The 20,146-nt window shown below is 68.5% G+C and carries 12 protein-coding genes and 1 pseudogene; 6 read left to right on the top strand and 7 right to left on the bottom strand.

Annotation, left to right across the window (positions count from 1 at the left end; all coding sequences use genetic code 11):
- Positions 1-283: 283 nt before the first annotated feature.
- The 5 genes from ACFYZR_RS25705 (at position 284) to ACFYZR_RS25685 (ending at position 11,245) form a co-directional block, all read left to right on the top strand.
- Complete coding sequence (locus ACFYZR_RS25705; RefSeq protein ID WP_391914161.1) at positions 284-1,351, top strand: hypothetical protein; 1,068 nt, start codon at positions 284-286, stop codon at positions 1,349-1,351.
- A gap of 472 nt (positions 1,352-1,823) precedes the next feature.
- Positions 1,824-2,246 carry a DUF3592 domain-containing protein gene (locus ACFYZR_RS25700; protein ID WP_391914159.1) on the top strand — a complete coding sequence of 141 codons (423 nt, stop codon included), beginning with the start codon at positions 1,824-1,826 and terminating at the stop codon, positions 2,244-2,246.
- A 498-nt stretch (positions 2,247-2,744) separates the two neighbouring features.
- Positions 2,745-3,650, top strand: coding sequence for a Dyp-type peroxidase (locus ACFYZR_RS25695; RefSeq protein WP_391914157.1), 906 nt, complete (start codon positions 2,745-2,747; stop codon positions 3,648-3,650).
- Between the two features lie 151 nt (positions 3,651-3,801).
- Complete coding sequence (locus ACFYZR_RS25690) at positions 3,802-10,788, top strand: RHS repeat-associated core domain-containing protein (protein ID WP_391914181.1); 6,987 nt, start codon at positions 3,802-3,804, stop codon at positions 10,786-10,788.
- Positions 10,757-11,245 carry a hypothetical protein gene (locus tag ACFYZR_RS25685; protein ID WP_391914155.1) on the top strand — a complete coding sequence of 163 codons (489 nt, stop codon included), beginning with the start codon at positions 10,757-10,759 and terminating at the stop codon, positions 11,243-11,245. Before ACFYZR_RS25690 ends, ACFYZR_RS25685 begins: the two co-directional genes overlap by 32 nt.
- Positions 11,246-11,331: 86 nt before the next feature.
- Here ACFYZR_RS25685 and ACFYZR_RS25680 read toward each other — a convergent pair.
- From ACFYZR_RS25680 to ACFYZR_RS25655, 6 genes and pseudogenes are all read right to left on the bottom strand, one after another.
- Positions 11,332-11,607 (bottom strand): annotated as a pseudogene (locus tag ACFYZR_RS25680) (tyrosine-type recombinase/integrase); the annotation flags it as partial.
- A 65-nt stretch (positions 11,608-11,672) separates the two neighbouring features.
- Positions 11,673-12,104, bottom strand: a complete 432-nt coding sequence (locus tag ACFYZR_RS25675; RefSeq protein ID WP_391914153.1) for a hypothetical protein — start codon at positions 12,102-12,104, stop codon at positions 11,673-11,675.
- A 615-nt stretch (positions 12,105-12,719) separates the two neighbouring features.
- The gene (locus ACFYZR_RS25670) at positions 12,720-13,820 is read right to left on the bottom strand and encodes an alpha/beta hydrolase (RefSeq protein WP_391914151.1); all 1,101 of its coding nucleotides are present in this window, start codon (positions 13,818-13,820) and stop codon (positions 12,720-12,722) included.
- Between the two features lie 298 nt (positions 13,821-14,118).
- Positions 14,119-14,634 carry a GNAT family N-acetyltransferase gene (locus ACFYZR_RS25665; RefSeq protein ID WP_391914149.1) on the bottom strand — a complete coding sequence of 172 codons (516 nt, stop codon included), beginning with the start codon at positions 14,632-14,634 and terminating at the stop codon, positions 14,119-14,121.
- A gap of 238 nt (positions 14,635-14,872) precedes the next feature.
- The gene (locus ACFYZR_RS25660; protein ID WP_391914147.1) at positions 14,873-16,174 is read right to left on the bottom strand and encodes a class I SAM-dependent methyltransferase; all 1,302 of its coding nucleotides are present in this window, start codon (positions 16,172-16,174) and stop codon (positions 14,873-14,875) included.
- A gap of 118 nt (positions 16,175-16,292) precedes the next feature.
- The gene (locus ACFYZR_RS25655; RefSeq protein WP_391914145.1) at positions 16,293-17,444 is read right to left on the bottom strand and encodes a DUF3443 family protein; all 1,152 of its coding nucleotides are present in this window, start codon (positions 17,442-17,444) and stop codon (positions 16,293-16,295) included.
- Between the two features lie 217 nt (positions 17,445-17,661).
- Here ACFYZR_RS25655 and ACFYZR_RS25650 point away from each other — a divergent pair, with 217 nt between their 5' ends.
- Positions 17,662-19,008, top strand: a complete 1,347-nt coding sequence (locus ACFYZR_RS25650) for a cytochrome P450 (protein ID WP_391914143.1) — start codon at positions 17,662-17,664, stop codon at positions 19,006-19,008.
- Here ACFYZR_RS25650 and ACFYZR_RS25645 read toward each other — a convergent pair.
- Entirely contained in the window at positions 18,995-20,029 is a 1,035-nt protein-coding gene (locus ACFYZR_RS25645; RefSeq protein WP_391914141.1) for a zinc-binding dehydrogenase, read from the bottom strand. The two genes, ACFYZR_RS25650 and ACFYZR_RS25645, sit on opposite strands and share 14 nt — an antisense overlap.
- Between the last annotated feature and the right edge of the window lie 117 nt (positions 20,030-20,146).

The raw sequence follows: 20,146 nt of genomic DNA, 5'->3' as shown, positions 1-20,146 counted from the left end.
GATCAACACCCCAACGACAAGGGGCTCTGCTATGTCACCAACCACCACCTCTGACTGCCCGTTTCACCCCCGCGGGACAGGATGAAAGAGGTTCAATGCCACCGAACTCCATCCGTTCAGGGGCGGCCAGCGTCATGTCCAATTCTTCACGGTTCCGGGGGCGGGCCCGTGATGTGGCTGGGGACTCACCCTGGTAACACCCCTGATGCCATGCCATCGTCAGAGTGATGCAGTCATGCCGGGCCCGGAGGCCCCCTTGCGGGGCGATGAAGAAGGTGACGGGGTGCGCAGAGTGAGCGAGGCGGTGTACGCGGAAGAGTCCTGGAATCCGCTGGCCAGGACGGTTGAGCTGACCGAGGACAGGCTGAAGGTGGGTCGGAGGTCCACTCCGCTGGGCGAGCTGAACCTGGCCGCCATGGCAGACGCCTACCTGCGTGGGCAGTGGCTGGGCGGCGGTGGCTCCGAGCGACCGCTCGCACAGCTCGCCACGGGCACCGGGATCGTACCCATCACCCGCATCACCGGGTCCACGAATCCGGTGAAGGTCCGCCGGGCTGCCGAGTTCGCCCGCATCCTCGGCGACATGGCGGTACGGCAGGCCGGCGGCCCGGCAGCGGTCGCGGCACTTGCCGACCAGGCACGGGCAGAGGGCGTCCCCTTGTGGATCGCACGGCGCACCGCCAAGAGCCCCGCCGGGCCTGTCACGGTAGCCGTGGACCGGCGGTCCGTGCGCGCCGACGTCTGGGCACCGTCATCCCCCGTCGTACGGGTCAGGGCCCCGCACGGCGTATCGGCCGACCGTAAGTCCCCCGGCCGGGGGCTGCTGGTGACAGTGGACGAAAGGCCCGCCGGGCTCATCATCACCCACACATGGCGGAAATCGACACGCTCCGTCACGATTAAAATCGCGGAATCTCGCTGGGAGTTGAGACGAGAGAACTCGTGGTCTTCCCGCCTGACCCGCAACGGCCGTCCCGTGGCCCTCCTCACCCGTCCACGGCCCGGCACGGCCGCGCCGGACATGGTGCTCCTTTCTCTCGCGGAGATACGGCACGACAGTCTCGACCCGCTCGACGCCGTCATGGCCCACACCTTCGGGGTAGCCTTCGGCCTCGGCGACGGGACCGGCACAGTCCGCTTTCACGCCCGCCCGGTCCCCTCGTCAGCCGGGTCCACCACGTGGGACCAGCCCTGGTTCACTTACCTGGGAGCTGGCAGCGACGACAACGGATCCGGCAGCGGAGTCGGAGACGGCTGGGACTCAAGCAGTGGAGGTGACGCCAGCTCTGACGGAGGTGGAAGCGACAGCGGCGGAGGTGGCAGTGACGGCGGCGGAGCCGACGGGGGCTGACTATTCAAGCATTCGTCCGCACCCGCACCTGCCTCCGAAAGGCTGCCCATACCCGAGCCCCTCTCGGGGGCCCGTCATACCCGCTTCCCCATGCGTCACCCCGGACCCGCCAGTCGGCCGAAATGCTGGAACGGGCCGTGCTGTGGGGCTGGTTGCGTGCAATGAAGGGGGGAACTCAGCCTTCTAGGGCCTCGCCTGCCGGACTGTGTCGGCGGGACGGAGTGCGAGGTCTGCCCCTGCAGCCTGCGCCGGCCCCCCGGCGACTGGCTGCCCACCTGGCGCACGTGCGCATGTCCTCGAGCGGCGGGTTTGTATGCCGCGATCTGCCGCGGCAAGGTTCGCGGCCGGTTGATCGACCGGCTTGAGTCTTCCGGAAGGTGTTGCTATCACCCGTGGCCGGGGCGATGATGTCGGCCGCAGCTTGCCTGTACTCGGCCTCAAGATCGCGCTACGGATTCCCAAGGGGCTGCGAATGCCGGACACCCTCAAGATTGGCTTGCCGCTCCTGGCCGTCTTCGGTTCGTTATGCGGATTCTTCATATGGCAGCTGGTCAGCCGCCTACGCTCCCTGGCCAGCGGTATAGCGGCGGAGGGCCGCTGCGTACGTTGCTACTCGACCGAGAACACCGATAGAGAAACGGTGTGGCATCACGTCTACGGCTTTACGACGCGGGAGGGGCAGTACGTGGAGTTCGAAGAGGACGCCATGCTCATGGAAGTAGGCCAAGTCGTGACCATCCACTATCGGTCCGCGAATCCTGCGAGTTCAGCCACGACCGTTGGGATCGAAGGAACCTGGTCACCGCTGATTATCAACATCTTTTCCATCCTCATTCTGGGATTTTTCGCTCTGATGGGCGTGATGATGGTCTGGGATGGGATCTCCAACCTGTAGTTGGTGGTCAGATGAGGCCGCCGAAACCGGCCGGCGCTACGGGGCTGGGATCGGCGCGGCGGCCCGCATTCGCGCTATGAATGCCACGGGCGGTGAGGAAGCGGCATGGCTGGCGTTCCGCTGGTATGGCTCATTCCTCGGGTTATCCCGGCCACATTCACTTGTGACGCCGCAGCAGATGCCAGGTGCTCTTGCCTGTTCGGCTGCGCGGGTGGCAGCGCCAGGGTCATGGACCTGCTGGATGTGAGGAGACTCCAACGCCCGCAAGACCCGCGCACGCCGCTGGCGGGCGGCGGCTCCGGTACGGAGGTGGCGGAGGTGAAAGCGGTGGAACGAAGAACCGTGCTGGGCATCGGGGGTGCCGTGGTCATCGGAGGATCCCTCACGCGTTCGCAATCGGGCGTGTCCGGTACCGCTGGCAGCTGTGCAGGGGGAGCTCCGGCGATGGTGCCTCCGGCCCAGCTGCGCGGGGAGCTGCCCGGACCGTATGCACGGGTTGTGGCACTGGACCTCGCTGCTACGCGAAGCCAGCAATGGTCGCATATCCGGCAGTTGGCGCTGATGGCTGCATCGCAGAACGAACATGGCACAACGGCTGGCATAGCCCTGGGAGTGGGGCTGTTCGACCGGGCAGAACTCAGGCCTCGGCAGCTGCGGGTGATGCCGGTGTTCCCCGGCGACCTCCTGGACGCCCATACCTCGAACGGTGAGGTTCTCGTTCAGATCGCGGGACGTTCCCGGGAGGCCGTGGCCCAAGCGGCCGGGCGCCTGCTGGAGGGGGCTTCGGCCTGGCGGAAGCGCTGGCAGATCGACGGGTTCCGCGCCGGCAACCGAGTGGTAGGAAACAGGGGGCTGGCGCGCAATCCTTTCCACTTCACCGAAGGGTTCGGCAACCCGGCGGGTGAGAGGGAAACGCTGGATCGCGCACTGGTCCGGGCCGGGCAGGGCGAGCCCGACTGGGCCGTGGGCGGGAGCTACCAGGTGCTGCGCATCGTCCGTTGCGCCACGGACCTGTGGGACGCCGAGGCGCCGGAGGAACAGGAGCGCGTCATCGGCCGCCGGAAGGACGGCCAGTGGCTGGACGGATCACCGGCCGGCGAGGAGCCGGGCTTCGCTGCCGACCCCCGGGGGAAGATCACCCCGTTGGACTCCCACGTGCGGCTGGCCGCTCCCGACCGGCGTCGGCCGCCGCCGCTGGTGCGGCGCAGCTACAGCTACGACCGCGGTGACGGCGACACCGGGCTGATCTTCTCCTGCTTCCAGAGAGACCTCGCTCAAGGCTTCGAGGCGGTGCAGCGGCGGCTGGCGGGCGACGCCTTGGCCAAGTACGTCCTCACCGTGGGCGGGGGCTACTTCTTCGTGCCACCCAACGGCCACGCATGGACCGATGTGCTGGCACGGTGAACCGCGGCTGCGCGCGGTAGAGCGTGATTGCGGCTGGATCAGGCCCTGTACGTGCGTCCTGTGGCCGGTAGCTTGTGTCCAGTCTGTATGAGGTGCATGAGGCGCACGAGCGGCCCAGCCCGGTTGGGGTGCGGGAGAGGGCGTGGTGCACATGTCCGGCAAACACCTGCGTTTACGGTTCTCCGCGCGCTGGCGGGTCTGGGCCGTGGGCATCGCGGCTCTTCCCCTGACGGTCAGCCTGGCGCCCCCGCCGCCGGTTCACGTGCTGTCGGCACCCAATCCCCCCGCCACCTCCTCGCACCCGCGGCCCGAGGCTCCTCAGCCCAAATCCGCTTCCGCTCGGCCGGCTTCAGCTTCGGCGACCGACTCAGCGGTCTACGCCTATGACGCGGCCGGCCGGCTGGTCGGGATCACCGACCCCAAGGGGGAGACCGCACGGTACCGCTACGACGCGGCAGGTAACCGGCTGGGTATCGACCGCTACCCCTCGGCCAGGCTATCGGTGCTGTCGCTGGTCCCGGTGCGAGCGGCGGCCGGGGCGAAGGTGACCTTGTCCGGCACCGGCTTCGCCACGACGACCGCGGGGAATGCCGTGAGCTTCGGCGGCAGGACAGCGCAGGTTTTATCGGCCTCCCCGACCCGGCTGGTAGTGACCGTTCCCGAGGGCGCGCCGGGCGGCCGGATCTCGGTCGCGTCCGGCGGGACAAGTGCGGAGTCGCCGGAGAGCTTCACCCTTGCTTCCGGCGGGCCGAAGATCACGGGCATGAATCCGGCTGTCGGCCCGCCCGGTATCCAGGTGACGCTTGGGGGTGCGCAGTTCGCCACGGCGGTCACGGACAATGTGGTGCGCTTCAACGGCCTGGTCGCCGAGGTGGTCTCCCGTTCGGAATCATCACTCACCGTCAAGGTGCCGGACGGAGCGACGACGGGGCCGGTGGAGGTGGAGACGCCTGACGGGCGGAGAACGGCGCCAGGTGATTTCACTGTTCCGCTCAGCGACCAGGCGGGCTCCATTGAAACGACGGTGCGCACGTCCGTCACGGACACGAGTCCGCGCTCCGTCGCGGTGACCCAGCCGGGCAAGAGGGCTGTGGTCCTCTTCGATGCGGATCGGGGAAGATCTGTCAGCGCCAGGTTTACCGAGTCGACGTTCAAAGACGTTGTCAGGTTCAAGCTGATCAGTCCACAGGGGTTCCAGGTGGGCGACGAGGAAGGCTGGGCGGCCTGGGCGGGCCCGGATACCTGGCGCTCGGCGGAGTTACCGCTCTCGGGCACGTACATGCTGATCGTGGATCCGGGCAAGGACAACATCGGCGCGGCGAAGGTGCTCCTGTCCCAAGCCATTGAGCGGGAGCTGTCCTTCACCGGTGAGGCCGGGGTTGCCGAGATCACCCGGGCTGGGCAGAGCACTCGGTGGACGTTCTCTGCTCAGGCAGGCGAATCCCTGTCCCTTGGGATCGATGCCTCGCGCATGCCGGATTACGTGCATGGCGACCTGTACGGGCCCGACGGCAAGAAGCTGGACTTTTTCGGCATTCCGAACAGCGTCGACGGAGTCACCTCGATCGACAAACTTCCGCAGAGCGGCCGCTACCTCTTCATCGTCGATCCGACGAGCGAGGGCACCGGAACGGTGCGGGTCATCGTCTCGCACTATCTGAACTTCGGCACGCTGGACGACTCCGCCCCGGGAACGGACCTGGCGATCAACCGGATCGGCCAGAGAGCTGTGGGCACGTTCCGGGCAGCCAGAGGCGACCGGGTGAGCCTGGGCTTCCCCGGCTTCACCTTTGACCCGTTCATCAATATGAAGATCTTCGCCCCGAGCGGTGCCGAGACCGTCTCCAAGGCGGTGAGCCAGACCTGGGACAGCGAGGCGTTACCCGAGGACGGCACCTACACCGTCCGCTTCGACCCGCTGAGCGGAAAGCCGGGCCGGACGGGAATCGTGTTGTCACGCCCGCTTGCTCTGCCCAGGCTCACCGCGGACGGCAGCCCGGTGAGCGTGGCCATCGGCCGGTTCGGACAGCGGGCCGAATCGTCCTTCACCGCCCAGTCCGGCCAGTCTTTGGCCCTGGGGTTCGTGAAGAACGCCTTTACCAAACTTCTGGAAGTGAGCGTCGTCGCGCCCTCCGGCGCAAAGATGCTGGACAAGGCATCGGTGTCAGCCGGGCAGGACGCTTCCCTGCCGATACCGAAGCTCTCCGAGTCCGGCACCTACCAAGTGACGATGGATGTGTGGCAAGGAGGGACAGGGTCCGTGGACCTCTTCCTCGCCCAAGCAGGATCAGCGCTGGCCCGGTCCCTGGCATCCAGCATGCATACGCCGTGCTACTCGGTCATCTGGCACATGGCCTGCCCACCATCCACCGGGACAGAACGCGCCCACCAGCCCGCGAGGCCATCCGCCGCAGCACCCGCCCCAGTTCATCGCGCGACGCCGTCACCCCCACCAGCGCAGCACAAACCGGACGTCCGGCCCGCGTCCGCGGAGGTGGGGATCGTCCCCAGCGGGCCTGATGCCTGGCAGCCGGATCCCTCGCATCTGGCTGGCCGGGACTGGACAACGCGGCGCGGCAGCGGCCCCAAGGCGCCCACTGGTGTGCGTGCGCTGCCCGGCACGACCGCTGTCACCGGGCATGTGCTGAAGCTGGACGGCACGCCCCTGGCGAAGGTGCGGGTCTCGGTCGGTAGGGCCAGTGCGCTGACCGATGACCGCGGCCGGTTCCTGCTGCCGGGCATTGATACGGGCGCCACCACTCTCCTCGTCGAGGGCGGCACTGCTGATGCCGGGGACCGGCACTACGGCGTCTTCCGCATCCGCATCCGTCCCAAGGCCGGTGAGACCACCGATCTGGGCTTCCCGGTCTGGATGACACCGCTGGACACCCGGCACACTCTGACGTTCGAGGCTCCGGCTCAGCAGGACATCGTGCTGACGACTCCCCAGATACCGGGGCTCGAGGTGCGGATCCCCAAGGGCTCCGTGGTCCGGGACGAGCGAGGCAATCCCGTCACGCGGCTCGGGATCACCGCGATCCCGATCGACCGCCCACCCTTCCCTCTGCCGAAGAACCGTGTGGTGCCGGTCTTCTTCACCGTGCAGCCGGGTGGCACGTATGTGTTCCCCAAGGGTGCCCAGATCGTCTACCCCAACTACACCCATGAACCGCCCGGCACGGTCGTGGAGTTCATGGACTACGACCCGAAGGGACGAGGCTGGTACGTCTATGGCCACGGCGCCGTCACCGCCGACGGGCGCCAGGTCGTACCGGATGCCAAGACGCGGATCTGGGCCTTCAACGGTGCGATGTTCAATGTGTCGGACCTGATCCCCTGGGACCTGTCCCGGATCAGCGATGTGATCGACTGGCTCTCCGGCGACCCGGTCGACCTCGGCACGGGCATGCTCACCGACTCCCGCACGGACCTGGCCGTCGCCGACCCCCTGGGCTCCGCCGAAGTCAACCGAACCTACTGGCAGGGCGATACACAGACTCGGGCGTTCGGCATCGGACGCGACCTGTCCTACAACGTCTTCCTGCATTCCCAGGAGCAGTACAAGGAAGTCGACCTGTACCTGCCCGGCGGCCAGCGTGTGCACTACGTGCGGACCTCACCCGGGAGCAGCTACTCCGATGCCGTCTTCGAGCCGGCCGGCACACCGGGCGGCTTCCGGGGCACGAAGATCGCCTGGAACAACAACGCCGGCTGGGACCTGACCTTCCGCGACGGCAGCGTATGGGTCTTCCCGCAGTACGCGCCCCTGAAGGAAATCCGGGACCGGCACGGCAACACAGTGCGGCTGACACGGCTGAACGACACCAAGGGCCAAGTCACCCGGATCACCACACCGGACGGACGATGGATCACCCTGTCCTACGACGGCCAGCACCGCGTGAGCACGGCGCGGGACAACACCGGCCGCACGACAACCTACAGCTACGACAGCGCAGGCCGCCTGCAGACCGTGACCGACCCGGCCGGCAAGACCAGTCGGTACACCTACGACGGCACCAGCAACCGCATCGCCAGTGCGCAGGACGCCCGCGGCATCGTCTACATGACGAACTCCTACGACGCGGACGGCCGTCTGAAGAAGCAGACGCTGGCGGAAGGCGCCACGTACTCCTTCGACTACGCCAAGAACCCTGCCGGGAAGATCACGGCAACCGACGTCAAGCAGCCCAGCGGCGCGGTGCGCCGCGTCACCTTCGACAGTGACGGCTTCGGCACCTCGGATACGGCAGCCTACGGCTCGCCTCTCGCGCGCAAGACGGTCTTCGAGCGCGGGCCCAACCATCGCGTCGATGCGGTCGTGGATCCCTTCGGGCGGCGCACGGAGCTGCACTACGACGCGGCCGGTCATGTGACGTCGTCCACCGAACTCGCGGGGACTCCGAAGGCCCGTGAGAGCGGCAAGGTCGCCTACGAAGGCCCGTACGACCAGATCTCCCAGGCCACGGACCGGCTGGGCAACACCACGATGTTCCGCTACGACACCGGCAACGATCTGCAGACCGTCGTTGACCCGGAAGGCCGCACGACCACGCTCACCCACACCAGCGAAGGGCTCGTTCGCTCCGTCACAGACGCGGCAGGGGCAGTAACCGAGTACACCTACCGTCACGGTGAGCGGGTAACGGTCAAGGACGCCGAAGGCCGCGTGTCCGCCCAGTTCACCGACGCCGCCGGCCGCCCCACCGCGCTGTCCGACACGGCCGGCGCGGTAAGCACCATCACCTACGACAGACTCAACCAAACCACGGGAACCTCCGACCGGTTGGGCAATACCGTCCGCTTCAGCTATGACGACAACGGCAACCTGACCTCGCTGAGTGACGCACGCGGCAAGATCTCCACGTGGGCCTACGACCAAGCCGACCGGCCCACGAGCGCCACCGACCCGGCAGGCGTTGCAGCCACCTTCACCTACGACGCCGCCGACCGCCTCACCCGGTCTATCAGCCGCTCCGGCCAGGTCGCGACGGCCGAATACGACCTGCTCGGACGGACCACGAAGACCATGTACGGGGTCGACACCGGGGGTAAGGCCGAATCCACGGCGTCCTACACCTACGACCGTGTGGATCTCCTCCAGCAGATCACGGACTCGGCCTCGGGGAACCAGTCGTTCACCTACGACGAGTACGACCGCACTACCGCAGTCACCGGCCCGACCGGCACAGTGTCGTACGGCTACGACGCAGCGGGCCGGCGCACGCAGATGAACGCGACCGGCGTCACCACCGGCTACAGCTACGACAAGTCCGGCGCCCTGACCTCACTGACCTCCGGTAAGGACACCATCACGTTCGCGCTCGACAAGGCGGGACGGGAGAAGACGGCGTCACTGCCGGGAGGCTGGAGCCGGACCACTGATCTGGACGCCACCGGACTGGTCAAGGCCATCACCTACTCCCGGTCAGGCGCAGCCGTCGGGGATCTGACCTACGCGCGCGATGAGCGGGGTCTCCAGACCGGGCTGACCGGGAAGCTGGTCAAGGTCGCGCTCCCCGCCGCGGAGAGCGGCGCAGCCTTCGACGACACCAACCGACTGACCCAGCTGGCCGGGCGTTCCTTCACCTACGACAAGGACGGCCGCCTCACATCCGATGGCGAACGAGGCTACTCCTGGAACGCGCGAGGCCAACTGACCGGCCTGACCCGGGGCGGCAACACCGCGACCTTCGGCTACGACCCACTGGGCGGACGGACATCGAAGCAGGCAGGCGGCACATCCACCCGCTTCCTGACCGACGGCACCAACCCGCTCGCCGAGCTCGACAGCTCCGGCAAGCCGACCGCGACGGTCGCCGCCTCCGGCCTGGACCGCTTCCTCACCCGCACCACAAGCGGGAAGACCCAGATCTACTTGACCGATGCACTCGGATCCGTGGTCGGCCTGGCCGACGACGACGGCACCATCGCCACCACCTACACCTACGACCCCAACGGCCGACCCATCCCCGACGGCGCACCAACCTCCAACCCCTACACCTTCACCGGCCGCGAAGACGACGGCACCGGCCTGCTCTACCTCCGCAACCGCTACTACGACCCGGCCACTGGCCGCTTCATCTCCCAGGACCCCATCGGCCACGCCGCTGGCCCCAACCTCTACCAGTACGCCCTGTCCTCACCCACCACCTACACCGACCCTTCCGGCAACAACCCCATGATCGCCGGATGCGTGGCCGGAGGACTGATGGACGGCGGCATCGACTGGCTCGGCCAACGCCTGTCCGGCCGCAAAGTCAACTGGGGCCAGGTCATCACCTCCGCAGCAAGCGGATGCGCAATGGGCATGCTCGGCAACGGACTCGGGGAATTCCTCGACGGATGGGGAGCCAGCCGCGCCGCACGCTGCCTGACCAACAGCTTCACCCCCGAGACCCCCGTACTGATGGCCGACGGCACACAGAAGCCAATCAAAGATGTCAAGATCGGCGATCAGGTCGTGGCCACCGACCCAGAGACCGGAGAAACCGCACCGCGCAAGGTCACCACCCTGATCCAAGGCGACGGGCAGAAACAACTCGTCGACCTCACCACCAAGAGCTCCACCGGCACCGGCCACCTCACCGCCACCGACGGCCACCCCTTCTGGGTCCCCGCACTCCACATCTGGACCCCGGCCGCGCAGTTGAAACCCGGACAGTGGCTGCAGACCAGCACCGGCACATGGGTCCAAGTCACCGCTGTGCAGCACCGCACCACAGCCGCGGTCGTACACAACCTCACCGTCGACGGCCTCCACACGTACTATGTGCTGGCGGGCGAGACCCCGGTACTCGTTCACAACAGCAACTGTGACCTTCCGGAGGGGTATACCTCTTCCCCTGCACTCAAGGGTGACCCCTACCACCCGGACTCGGTGGCTGAGCGCAGTCGGCAGAATCGAGAGCTATACGCCGGGACCGTGGCAGATCGGGCAGGCGCACTTGGGTACAGAACAAGAATTCCCACGCAGAAGGCACCGTTCAATTCGCATGGCCAGGTCGTCTTTTCCAACGGAAAGAACTACATTACGCCTGATGTTGATGGCCATAACGTGACGGACGGCTGGAAGATGTTCAACCGCAGAGGGCAACGGATCGGAACCTATGACCCAGATCTCAACTACCTCAAGGAATGATGGATTCTCAATCGAGGTGATCAACGATCCGGTTTCGGAGGGTGCGACCCCGTCATCCTCCGATGCTGTCGCCAGGATCAGAGTCGGCAGCTTCGCGGAGACGTTCCGGATGGATCTGAGCTTCTGGTCGGTGGATGAATACCGCCGAAGCTGGGAGAGTGCCCTGAGGGAAATTGAGTGCTCCGAGAAGGTGACCTCTTGTCTCATTGCTTCGATCACTGATCCGGAAGCAAGTAACTTCATCTCATGCTGGCCTATGTATCGAGACGGCGATGTGATCCACGTCCAGAATTCGCTCATCTTCCTGGATGAGCTCGACGAACCGTTCGACCCGCAAGAGCCGTGGCGGTACGTAGAGCCTCACCGTGAAGTCGACGAGGACGGGAATCGCATCTCCGAGTGGGTGACGAGCGCGTCCGAAGTGCGGCAGTTCCGCGAGTCTGCCTGGGGCTTGTGAGAGCACGCAACCGCAAATATGAAGCCCCGCCAGATCGTTTCTGGCGGGGCTTCTGCACGTCGTGACGGCAGTAGTTGACGGCAACGTCAGTGGACGGTGGCTCCGCACGGCGGCGGGTCATCGCCGTCGTCGCGGGTCGACTCGTCGTTGGCGGGGTCGTCAAGGGCGGTGCTGAGGGTGTTGATGGCGTCTCGCTGGAGGCGGAGTCGGACGTGGGCGTAGACGCCGGCGGTGACGCCGATGTGGGCGTGGCCGAGGAGTTCCTTGATCACGACGAGGTCGATGCCCTGTTCCAGGAGCAGGGTCGCGGTCGAGTGTCGAAGGTCGTGGAAGCGGATGCGGCGCAGCCCTGCGCGGTCGAGGTGCTGCCGTGCGCCGCTGTTCAGGTCGCGCAGGTGGACGCCGGAGATGCGCTCGGGTGTCCCGGTCAGGCCGTCGGCCACGTGGCGCTCGTGCACGATGATCGTGCGTGGCTGAGGACCCGGCGGCGGATGGCCGTCTCGACGAGGGGGCGGCTGGCGGTGCAGGAGCGCAGGCAGGAGGGAACGCGCGGAAGCCAGCCGGCGGGGGTGCGCAGGGCGATGTCGGCGGCGAAGTCCACGAGACCGGCGCCGTGCTGGAGTAGGTCGGTGGTGAAGCCAGGCACGAGGTGTTCGATGTCGCGCAGACCGCGGTCGAGGAGGCCGTGGACGTGCCGGGACTGAGGCACACCCGGGCGGTGGACGGGGGCATCGGGCAACAGGTCACGTTCGACGAGCACTACGTGGTCGTAGGCGCGGGTCAGGACGTGAGCGCACAGGAGTCCGGCGATCCCGGCGCCCTCGGCCAGCAGCCTCCAGCGGCGGCCAAGCTCCTGCACGGGTACATGGACCGGCTCATGCTCACCGCAACAGGGCGCGCCGCCACCTGTCAGGCTCTCTTCGACGTCCTGACTCTTTCCGCCTCCTTGACCAGGCTTGTCTCACCGACGATAGCCATTGGGGTGCTGCGCGGCCCCGGGAAACCGCCACTTGCGGAGCCTCCGCTCAGCGGCCGAGCACGGACCACCGCGTAGCCACTGAGACTCCCCCGTCCAGCAGCTGGTGATCAGAACTGCGGGCTAGGGCTACTACTCCCGCCGAAGGTAGTAAGCCAGGCTTCCAACTTGGCTGTCGAGGCCTCCGGGCTCTCGGCATGCGGCTTCGGCGGGGACGGGCCGAGCTCGGATCGCATTCCTATCCCAACCTCCCAAGTTGGTGATCCGAGCTCGGCCCTTTCTCATGCCCACGGGTGGGAAATGAGTGGGAAATGATCAAGGCAGGCCGCTGCATCGAGCTACGCGAATCCGCAAGAAAGTACGAGATCCATGCACAGTTCCGCATGATCGGCGCGGTCATCACTACTTCCCCGTTGAGGCCCCCACAGGGGGTATGACCTGTGCAAAGCGCCACTGCGCCTGGTCAGGGACCATGGACCTACGTCAGGAATGCGCCGGTCAGGTCGTGGGACCCTGCATGTGCTCGCTGATCCACTGGATCAGGCCGCCGGCTTCCATGTTGGGGACGTAGGAGGCCGCGTTGTGCTCGCCGCCGACGTTGATCCGGTACTTGGTCTTGATCGGGCCCTTGTTGCCGTACTTGGCGAGGAAGCGGTCGATCGGGGGCTTGACCGGTTCGTTGGAGCCGACCTGGAAGGCGAGGTAGACGTCGGGGCCCTTCTTGGCGATCAGGCGCTGGGCGAGGACGTCGGAGTTGTTGTCGGCCTTCTCCTTGTCGTGACCGGCCCACAGACGCGAGTCCGGGACGATGTCGGGGCCGGAGGCGATGACCGCCTTGAACTGGTCGGGCTTCTGGAGGACCGACTTCAGGCCCGCGGAGGCACCGGTGGAGGAGCCCATGAACGCCCAGCCGTCACGGGACTTGATGGTGCGGAAGTTCTCCTTGATGAGCTGGGGAACGTCCTCGGTGAGCCAGGTGCCCATCTTGGGCTGGCCGGGGATGTCGCTGCCGTCCCAGTAGAGCCCGGCCTTGGGGTCCTTGGGGTCCTTGTCGTGGTTCTCGGGGTTGAGGACCGGCATGGCGATGATGAAGGGGAGGCTCTTGCCTTCCGCGGCCCACTTGGAGATGGACGCCTCAAGTTTGAGGTCGGTGCCCATCCAGTAGTTGCTGGGGTATCCGGAGCCGCCGGGGAGGGCGATGAGGACGGGGAAGCCGCTCTTGGCGTACTTCGGGTCGTCGTACTCCTTGGGAGCCCAGACCCAGACCTTGCCTTCGAAGCCGGACTTCTTGCCCTTGTAGGTGGTGACAGCGATCTTGGTGCCGTCCTCGGGGACGGTGCCGGAGATCTTGAAGCCGGCGTTCGGGCCGAGGGGCATCTGGGCCTTGGAGCCCGCTGCCTGGTCACCGTTCTTGCCGTCGCCCGAGCCGCCGAAGGAGATCGCGTCGCCCTTGTCCGTGAACGGGGGTATCTCGTAGTAGGACATGACGGGCCAGGCGATGAGGCCGAGAGTCACGACCGATGCCGCGGCGATCACCCAGCGTTTGGCGCGGGAGGGGCGGCGCCGGGCCTGGTAGGTGGTGGGTGACTGGTACGACATCGGAAATCCTTACTGCGGTGACGACAGGGGCGCGGGTATTGCTGGTTTGCTGTGACGTCTATAAGACAGGGCCCGTCGGGCAGCGGGTTCCGGCTGTCACAGAATGATGATGTTTCCCCCGGCCCGACGCGTGGCGCGGGCCGCGTGGGGCGGCCGTCACAGGGGGCACGGGGGCTGCGAGCGGAACCGGCCCCTTCTTCGAGGGTAGACCGGGTGGACCGGCGGCTGTGCGGGGTGCCGGAGCACCCCGCACAGCCCTGCCGGGCCCTTGAGGCCCTTGGATTCCGAAGAGCGACCGCTAGATCCCGAAGGGCACCGCGTAGCGGACGGTGCCCGCGGGCAGCGGGTGGGTGTCGTCCAGGGCGAGGGCCATCAGCGCCTCGTCCGGGACGTCGATGGTCAGGCCGATACCGTGGGCGGAGGCCCGCCCGAAGCCGAAGCGCGGGTAGTACGCCGGATGCCCGAGGACGACGACGTAGCGCTCTCCCATGTCCCCGGCGGCCCGCAGCGCGGCGCGGACGGCCGCCGATCCGGCGCCGCTCCTCTGGAGCCCGGGCCGTACGGCGACGGGGGCCAGGCACAGAGCGGGGGTGTCGCCGATGTGGCAGCGCGTCAGCAGCGCGTGACCGACGGGTTCGCCGTCCTCGTCGGTGACGACGATGGACAGGCCGTCGATCCAGGAGGGATCGGCGCGCAGGGCGTCGACGAGGTCGGCCTCGTGCGGGGTGCCGAACGCGGTGAGGTTGATCTCGCGGATGGCGGGAATGTCGGCGCCGGTCTCGGCGCGGGTGTTCCACTGGTCGTGGGTACGCATGACGGAACGAGGATCCGTTTCGTGTGGGAGTTCGTACGGTCGGACGGCCTCGCGAGCTCACGCTCCCGGCGAGGCGGGTGGCCGGGTCAGGCCGTCGCCCGGGACGTGAGGGTGGTCCGGGCGCTGCGCTGCGCAGTGGCCGTGAGCACGGTCATCAACCCCACCTCCCTTTCATCCTCACACTTGATCAGCGGAAACGTTTCGAACCTAACATATGCCGCCGGATCCGTCCTTCGAATTAGCGAATGGTTCCGGCCGGGCGGACGCCCGTCGTGCGGACGGCCGTCGTGCGGACGGCCGTCGTATGGACGGCTCCGAGCCAGTTCCGGTCGCAGGCCATCGCTCCGCCGACCAGGTAGAGCCGCCAGGCGCGGGCGCGTTCCGGGCCGACGTCGGCCACCGCCCGGTCCCAGCCCGCTTCGAGGTTGGCCAGCCAGGCGCGGAAGGTGAGCGCGAAGTGGTGCCGCAGGTTCTCCACCTCCAGCACTTCGAGGCCGGCGGCCTCCAGGCACGCCACGCCCTCGCCGAGCGTGGGCACGTTCAGCCGGGGGAAGACGTAGCGGCGCAGGAACGGCTCGTGCTGCCAGGGCCCGGCCTGCGGCGTCATGTACAGGTCGTGGGCCAGCAGCCGCCCGCCGGGGGTCAGGAGGCGGTGCAGATGCCGGGCGTAGGAGCGCAGTTCACGGCGGGCGAGGTGCTGGGTGACCTCGATGCTGGAGACGGCGTCGTAAGGGCCGTCGGTGACCTCGCGGTAGTCGCACAGCCGTACGTCGATCCGGTCGCCGAGGCCGGAGCGGGCGATGCGCTGCCGGGCGTAGGCGGCCTGTTCCCGGGCGAGGGTCACCCCGACGCCGTGGACGCCGTGGTGCTCGGCCGCGTGGAGGAGCAGCGAGCCCCAGCCGCAGCCGACGTCCAGGAGCCTCATGCCCGGGCGCAGGCGCAGTTTGCGGCAGACGCGGTCGAGCTTCGCGCGCTGGGCCGTTTCCAGGCCCTCCCAGGCCTCCAGGTCCTTCGGGGCGGCCGTCGCTTCCGGCCAGTAGGCGCAGGAATACACCATGGAGGGGCCCAGGAGGGTCTCGTAGAGGCCGTTGCCCGCGTTGTAGTGGTGTTCCACGGCGCCGTTCCGTCCCGGCCGGGCGCGCAGTTCCGCGTGGGAGCGTGACGGAGTGGCCTTCAGCGCGCCCGAGCGCAGCGCGAAGTCCAGAAGGCCGAGGGTGCCCATCGTCGCCTCCGACGGGCGGTGGAGCTGGGCGCGCGGGGTGGCGGCCCGGGTCATGAGGACGATGCCGTCGAGGAGCTCCACCAGATCGCCCTCGACCCGTACCTCCCCGGCGATGAGCGCGCGGGCGAGTGCCAGGCGGCCCGGGCGGAGCAGGTAGCGGCGCAGGGCGCGGGGGGAGGTGATCTCGGCGAGTGGGGGCCGGTCCGGGCCCGCCGTGCTGCCGTCCCAGAGGCGGATGCCGAAGGGCAGGGTCTCGCCCGTCGCCCGCTCCAGCAGGGAGGCCAGCCGGGCCGCCGGCGTAGGTGACGCGGTGCTCATGCGGCGCCCTCCCCGCCTTGGGGTCATACCCTGTGGAGCAGCATCCGGGGTCACCGTGGTAATCACCGTCGACAGTCGGATAGTTCACTCAAAAAAGTGAATGTCTCCTGCCGGGTTCTCACCGGGGTGCCAGGCCGGTCCGGCCGCCGTGCAGGTCGTAGAACACGTCGACCTTGGTGAAGGCGGGCAGTCCGGCGATGATCACCGCCTGTGTCTGTCTGCCGTAGCTGAGCAGTGGGGTGCTCAGCGCGTTCATCGGCTGGGTGAGGGCCTCCCTGGAGGGCATCCGGTAGGTCCAGTTCCAGTCGGCCGACGCGACGGTGAGCGCGACCTGACGGCCGTAGGTGTCCACGACGCCGCCCGGGAGCAGCGCGCCGAGGGCGGGCCCGGCCGGGCCGGGGGCCTCCAGGGCGAGGGTGGGGGTGCCGGTGTCGAAGACGACGGGGGCGCACTCGTGGTCCAGGACGGCGGTCACGGTCAGACACGCCTCCATGGGGGCGGGGTCCCAGGAGGTCAGCGTGGTCGGGGTGGCACCGGGCCGGGCCGGCGCGGTGACCGTCCGTTTCAGGCTGACGGTCCTGAACCGTTCCACGGTCCTGGGCGGGGGGTTGAGCCGCAGCTGAGGGTGTTCCTCGTCGAAGTGGACGATGAAGGACCCGTCGCCGGTGAGACCGGACATGGGGTTGGCGCAGCAGCCCTTGACGCCCTCGTCCCGTTCGGCCATGCCGATGCCGAGGATGCCGTCGAAGACGCCGCCGAACTCCTCCGGTGTGCCGCCGTGCGCCGCCGCGCAGTCGCCGGCCCGGTCGACGCATCCGAGGGAGTCGACAAGCAGGATGGTCTGGTCGCCGGCGGTGGCGGCGCCGAGCCGGAGGGTGGCCCGGGCCTCCCGGCCGCTGATCTTCAGCCCGCTGAGGAAGCTGCTGCTGCCGGTGGCGCCGGTGGGGGTCGCGTCGTCCCCGACGGCGGAGGCGAGCACTTTCAGTCCGGTGGAGCCCGTGTCCACCAGCAGGTTCACCAGCCGTGAGCCGATGCGGACGGTGGCCTGGAGCCGGGGCGCGCTCAGTCTGCCGCCCGCGCTGCCCGCCGGCAGGTAGGTCAGGGGCACGCTCGCCGCCCGTGAGGTGCCGCCGCCCGCCGTCGACGCGCCCGGTTCGGGGCCAGTGCCGCAGGCCGTCAGCAGCAGTGCGGCGAGTGTTGCCGCTGCCGCTGCGGCCAGGTGACGGAACCGGCGGCGCGGTGGGCGGGGCGGATGCGGGGAGAGCGGCACGGCGGCTCCGGCTTCTGGCTGCGGCGGGGGCTCCTGCCGCAAGGATCAGCGGTGTCCCGGCCCGGCGCCCCGTGACGGCGTCCATTCAGGTGCGACGGAAGTGGAAGACCGACCCCCGCGGTCGGCGCCTGCGCCTCATGACCGGTCGTGGTCTTGCGGATTCCGCTCGATCCCCTGTGAATCGGTCTGATCGGCCTGTCGGACGAAAGGATTGGTCATGCGCATCCCTGGTCCCGAGCCCCGGGCGGACGGTGGCGTCGGCGCCGTGGCGGCAGCGGGCGGACTGCACACCTATCAGTTGCGGCTGCACGCCGAGTACGGGCCCGTCGTACGGTTCCAGCTCCCCGGCGCGGAGACGGCCGTGTCGGTCGCCGACCCCGTACTGCTGGAGGCCACGGCTCATCTGGACAAGCGTCCCGAGCGGTTGTTCGACTTCCTTGCCCCGTTGTGCGAGGCGGGGAATCTCCAGGTGATGCCGGCCGACGAGCACACGCCGTGGCGGCGTCTGCTGTTGTCGGTGCTGGCCGGGCGGCCTTCCCACGAGCGGCACTTCGCGCGGTTCACCGCGCTGACGACGGCGGTCGCCGACGACTGGGCCGAGCGGGCCGGCCATGAGCCCGTCGAGTTGCAGAGGGACCTCACCGCGCTGTCGCTGCGGATGATCTGCTCGTACGCGCTGGGCGGCGACGTCGAGGACCCCGACCGTGTCGTCACCGCCTTCGAGGAGGTGCTCACCGAGTATCTGGGGCGGCTCTACCGGGCACCGGCCGCGGAGGACGCGGAGGAGCGTGCCGGGCGGGCGGAGGAGGCTCTCGCCTACCTGCGCGCGGTCGTCGACCGGGTGGTCGCGGCGCATCGCGCGGACGGCCGCGCGGACCGGAGCGATCTGGTCGGGGCGCTCGTCGACGCCGGTGAGAGCCCCGCGCGGATCCGCGACACCGTCATGATGACGATGCTCGCGGCCCATCACACGACCGGGGTGGCCGTGTCGTGGACGCTGCATCTGCTGGGCCGGCACCCGGAGGCGGCCGAACGCGTCGCCGGGGAGCTCGATCGCGTCCTCGGCGACCGCGCGGCGCCCGGGTTCGCCGACCTGCGGCGGCTCACCTACCTGGAGATGGTCCTCAAGGAGGCGATGCGGCTCTATCCGCCGGGCCCGTACGGCGCGCGGGAGACCACCGAGGCCCTGGCCCTGGGCGAGTACGAGATCCCGGCCGGGGCGACGGTCTTCTATCCGTTCTGGGCCGTCCACATGAACGCCGACTACTGGCCGGAGCCCGGGAAGTTCGTGCCCGAGCGGTTCACGCCGGAGGAGGTGGCCAAGCGGCCGCGGCTCGCCTACATCCCGTTCGGGCTCGGGCCGCGCGGTTGCGAGGGCGCGGGCCTGGCCATGGTCGAGGCCGAGCTGGTCCTGGCCGTGCTGCTCAAGCGCTTCCGGTTCCGGCCGGTGCCGGGACACGAGGTGACCCCGGTCGAACGGTTCGTGCTCTGGGCGGCCGACGACATCCGTATGTTCGCGAGCCCACGGATTCCGGGGCAGACAGTCCGGTTCAGGGGGCGATGAGCACCTTCAGGGCCTGGCGGTCCGCCATGGCGCGGTAGCCGTCCGGGACGCCGTCCAGGTCCACGGTGCGGTCGAAGACCCTGCCCGGCTCGATCCTGCCGTCGAGGACGTCGGGGAGCAGTTCCTCGATGTAGGCGCGGGCGGGGGCGACACCGCCGGTGAGGGTGACGTTGCGGCTGAACATCTCGTGCCCGACCGGCCCCTCCTCGTACTGCGGTACGCCGACCCTGCTGACCACGCCGCCGTCGCGCACCACCGCGAGGGCCGTGGCCAGCGCGGGCTTGGTGCCGACGCACTCCAGCACGGCGCGGGTGCCCTCGCCGCCGGTCAACTCCCTTACGCGCGCGACGCCTTCGTCGCCGCGCTCGGGGATCACGTCGGTGGCCCCGAAGTCGCGCCCGAGGGCGGTGCGGTCCTCGTGACGTCCCATCAGCAGGATCCGCTCGGCACCGAGCCGTCCGGAGGCCAGCACCGCCGACAGCCCGACGGCGCCGTCGCCGATGACGGTCACCGTCGTACGGGCGTCGACCCCGGCCGTGACGGCGCAGTGGTGGCCGGTGCAGAAGACGTCGGAGAGGGTGAGCAGCGACGGCAGCAGGGCGGAGTCCTCGCCGACGGGCAGCTTCACCAGGGTGCCCTGTGCCCAGGGGCTGCGCACGGCTTCGCCCTGGCCGCCGTCCACGCCGTCCTGGCCCCAGTAACCACCGTGCGGACAGGAGGTGTGCAGGCCCTCGGCGCAGAACCGGCAGGTGTTGTCGGCGTAGGCGAAGGGCGCGACCACGAGGTCGCCGGCCTTCAGCCCGGTGGCCTCCGGGCCGGTCTCCTCCACCACGCCGAGGAATTCGTGGCCGATGCGCTCGCCCTCCTCCGTGGCCGGTCTCGATCCGTAGGGCCACAGATCGCTGCCGCAGATGCACGAGCGGACGACCCGCACCACGGCGTCCGTGGGGTCCTTGATACGGGGGTCGGGTACGTTCTCCACCCGGATGTCACCGGCGCCGTAGATCAATGTCGCTCGCATGGGTCTTCCCGATCATGTCGTTTCGCCGTGGGTCTCCTTTTCAGCGTGCGCCTGTCTTCGGTGGCTGTCGCGCCGGAAGCCCGGCCGGCCCGCACGCCTCCCAAGGACCATGTCATG

This window comes from Streptomyces sp. NPDC001678 (assembly GCF_042892945.1).
Classification (GTDB): Bacteria; Actinomycetota; Actinomycetes; order Streptomycetales; family Streptomycetaceae; genus Streptomyces.
This window is presented reverse-complemented; position numbering and strand designations above follow the sequence as displayed.

Bases quoted from the DNA above. Each gene is read 5' to 3' on its own strand.
- ACFYZR_RS25700 (WP_391914159.1), top strand. From the start codon at position 1,824: ATGCCGGACACCCTCAAGATTGGCTTGCCGCTCCTGGCCGTCTTCGGT.
- ACFYZR_RS25690 (WP_391914181.1), top strand. From the start codon at position 3,802: ATGTCCGGCAAACACCTGCGTTTACGGTTCTCCGCGCGCTGGCGGGTC.
- ACFYZR_RS25685 (WP_391914155.1), top strand. From the start codon at position 10,757: ATGACCCAGATCTCAACTACCTCAAGGAATGATGGATTCTCAATCGAG.
- ACFYZR_RS25670 (WP_391914151.1), bottom strand. From the start codon at position 13,820: ATGTCGTACCAGTCACCCACCACCTACCAGGCCCGGCGCCGCCCCTCC.
- ACFYZR_RS25665 (WP_391914149.1), bottom strand. From the start codon at position 14,634: ATGCGTACCCACGACCAGTGGAACACCCGCGCCGAGACCGGCGCCGAC.
- ACFYZR_RS25660 (WP_391914147.1), bottom strand. From the start codon at position 16,174: ATGAGCACCGCGTCACCTACGCCGGCGGCCCGGCTGGCCTCCCTGCTG.
- ACFYZR_RS25650 (WP_391914143.1), top strand. From the start codon at position 17,662: ATGCGCATCCCTGGTCCCGAGCCCCGGGCGGACGGTGGCGTCGGCGCC.
- ACFYZR_RS25645 (WP_391914141.1), bottom strand. From the start codon at position 20,029: ATGCGAGCGACATTGATCTACGGCGCCGGTGACATCCGGGTGGAGAAC.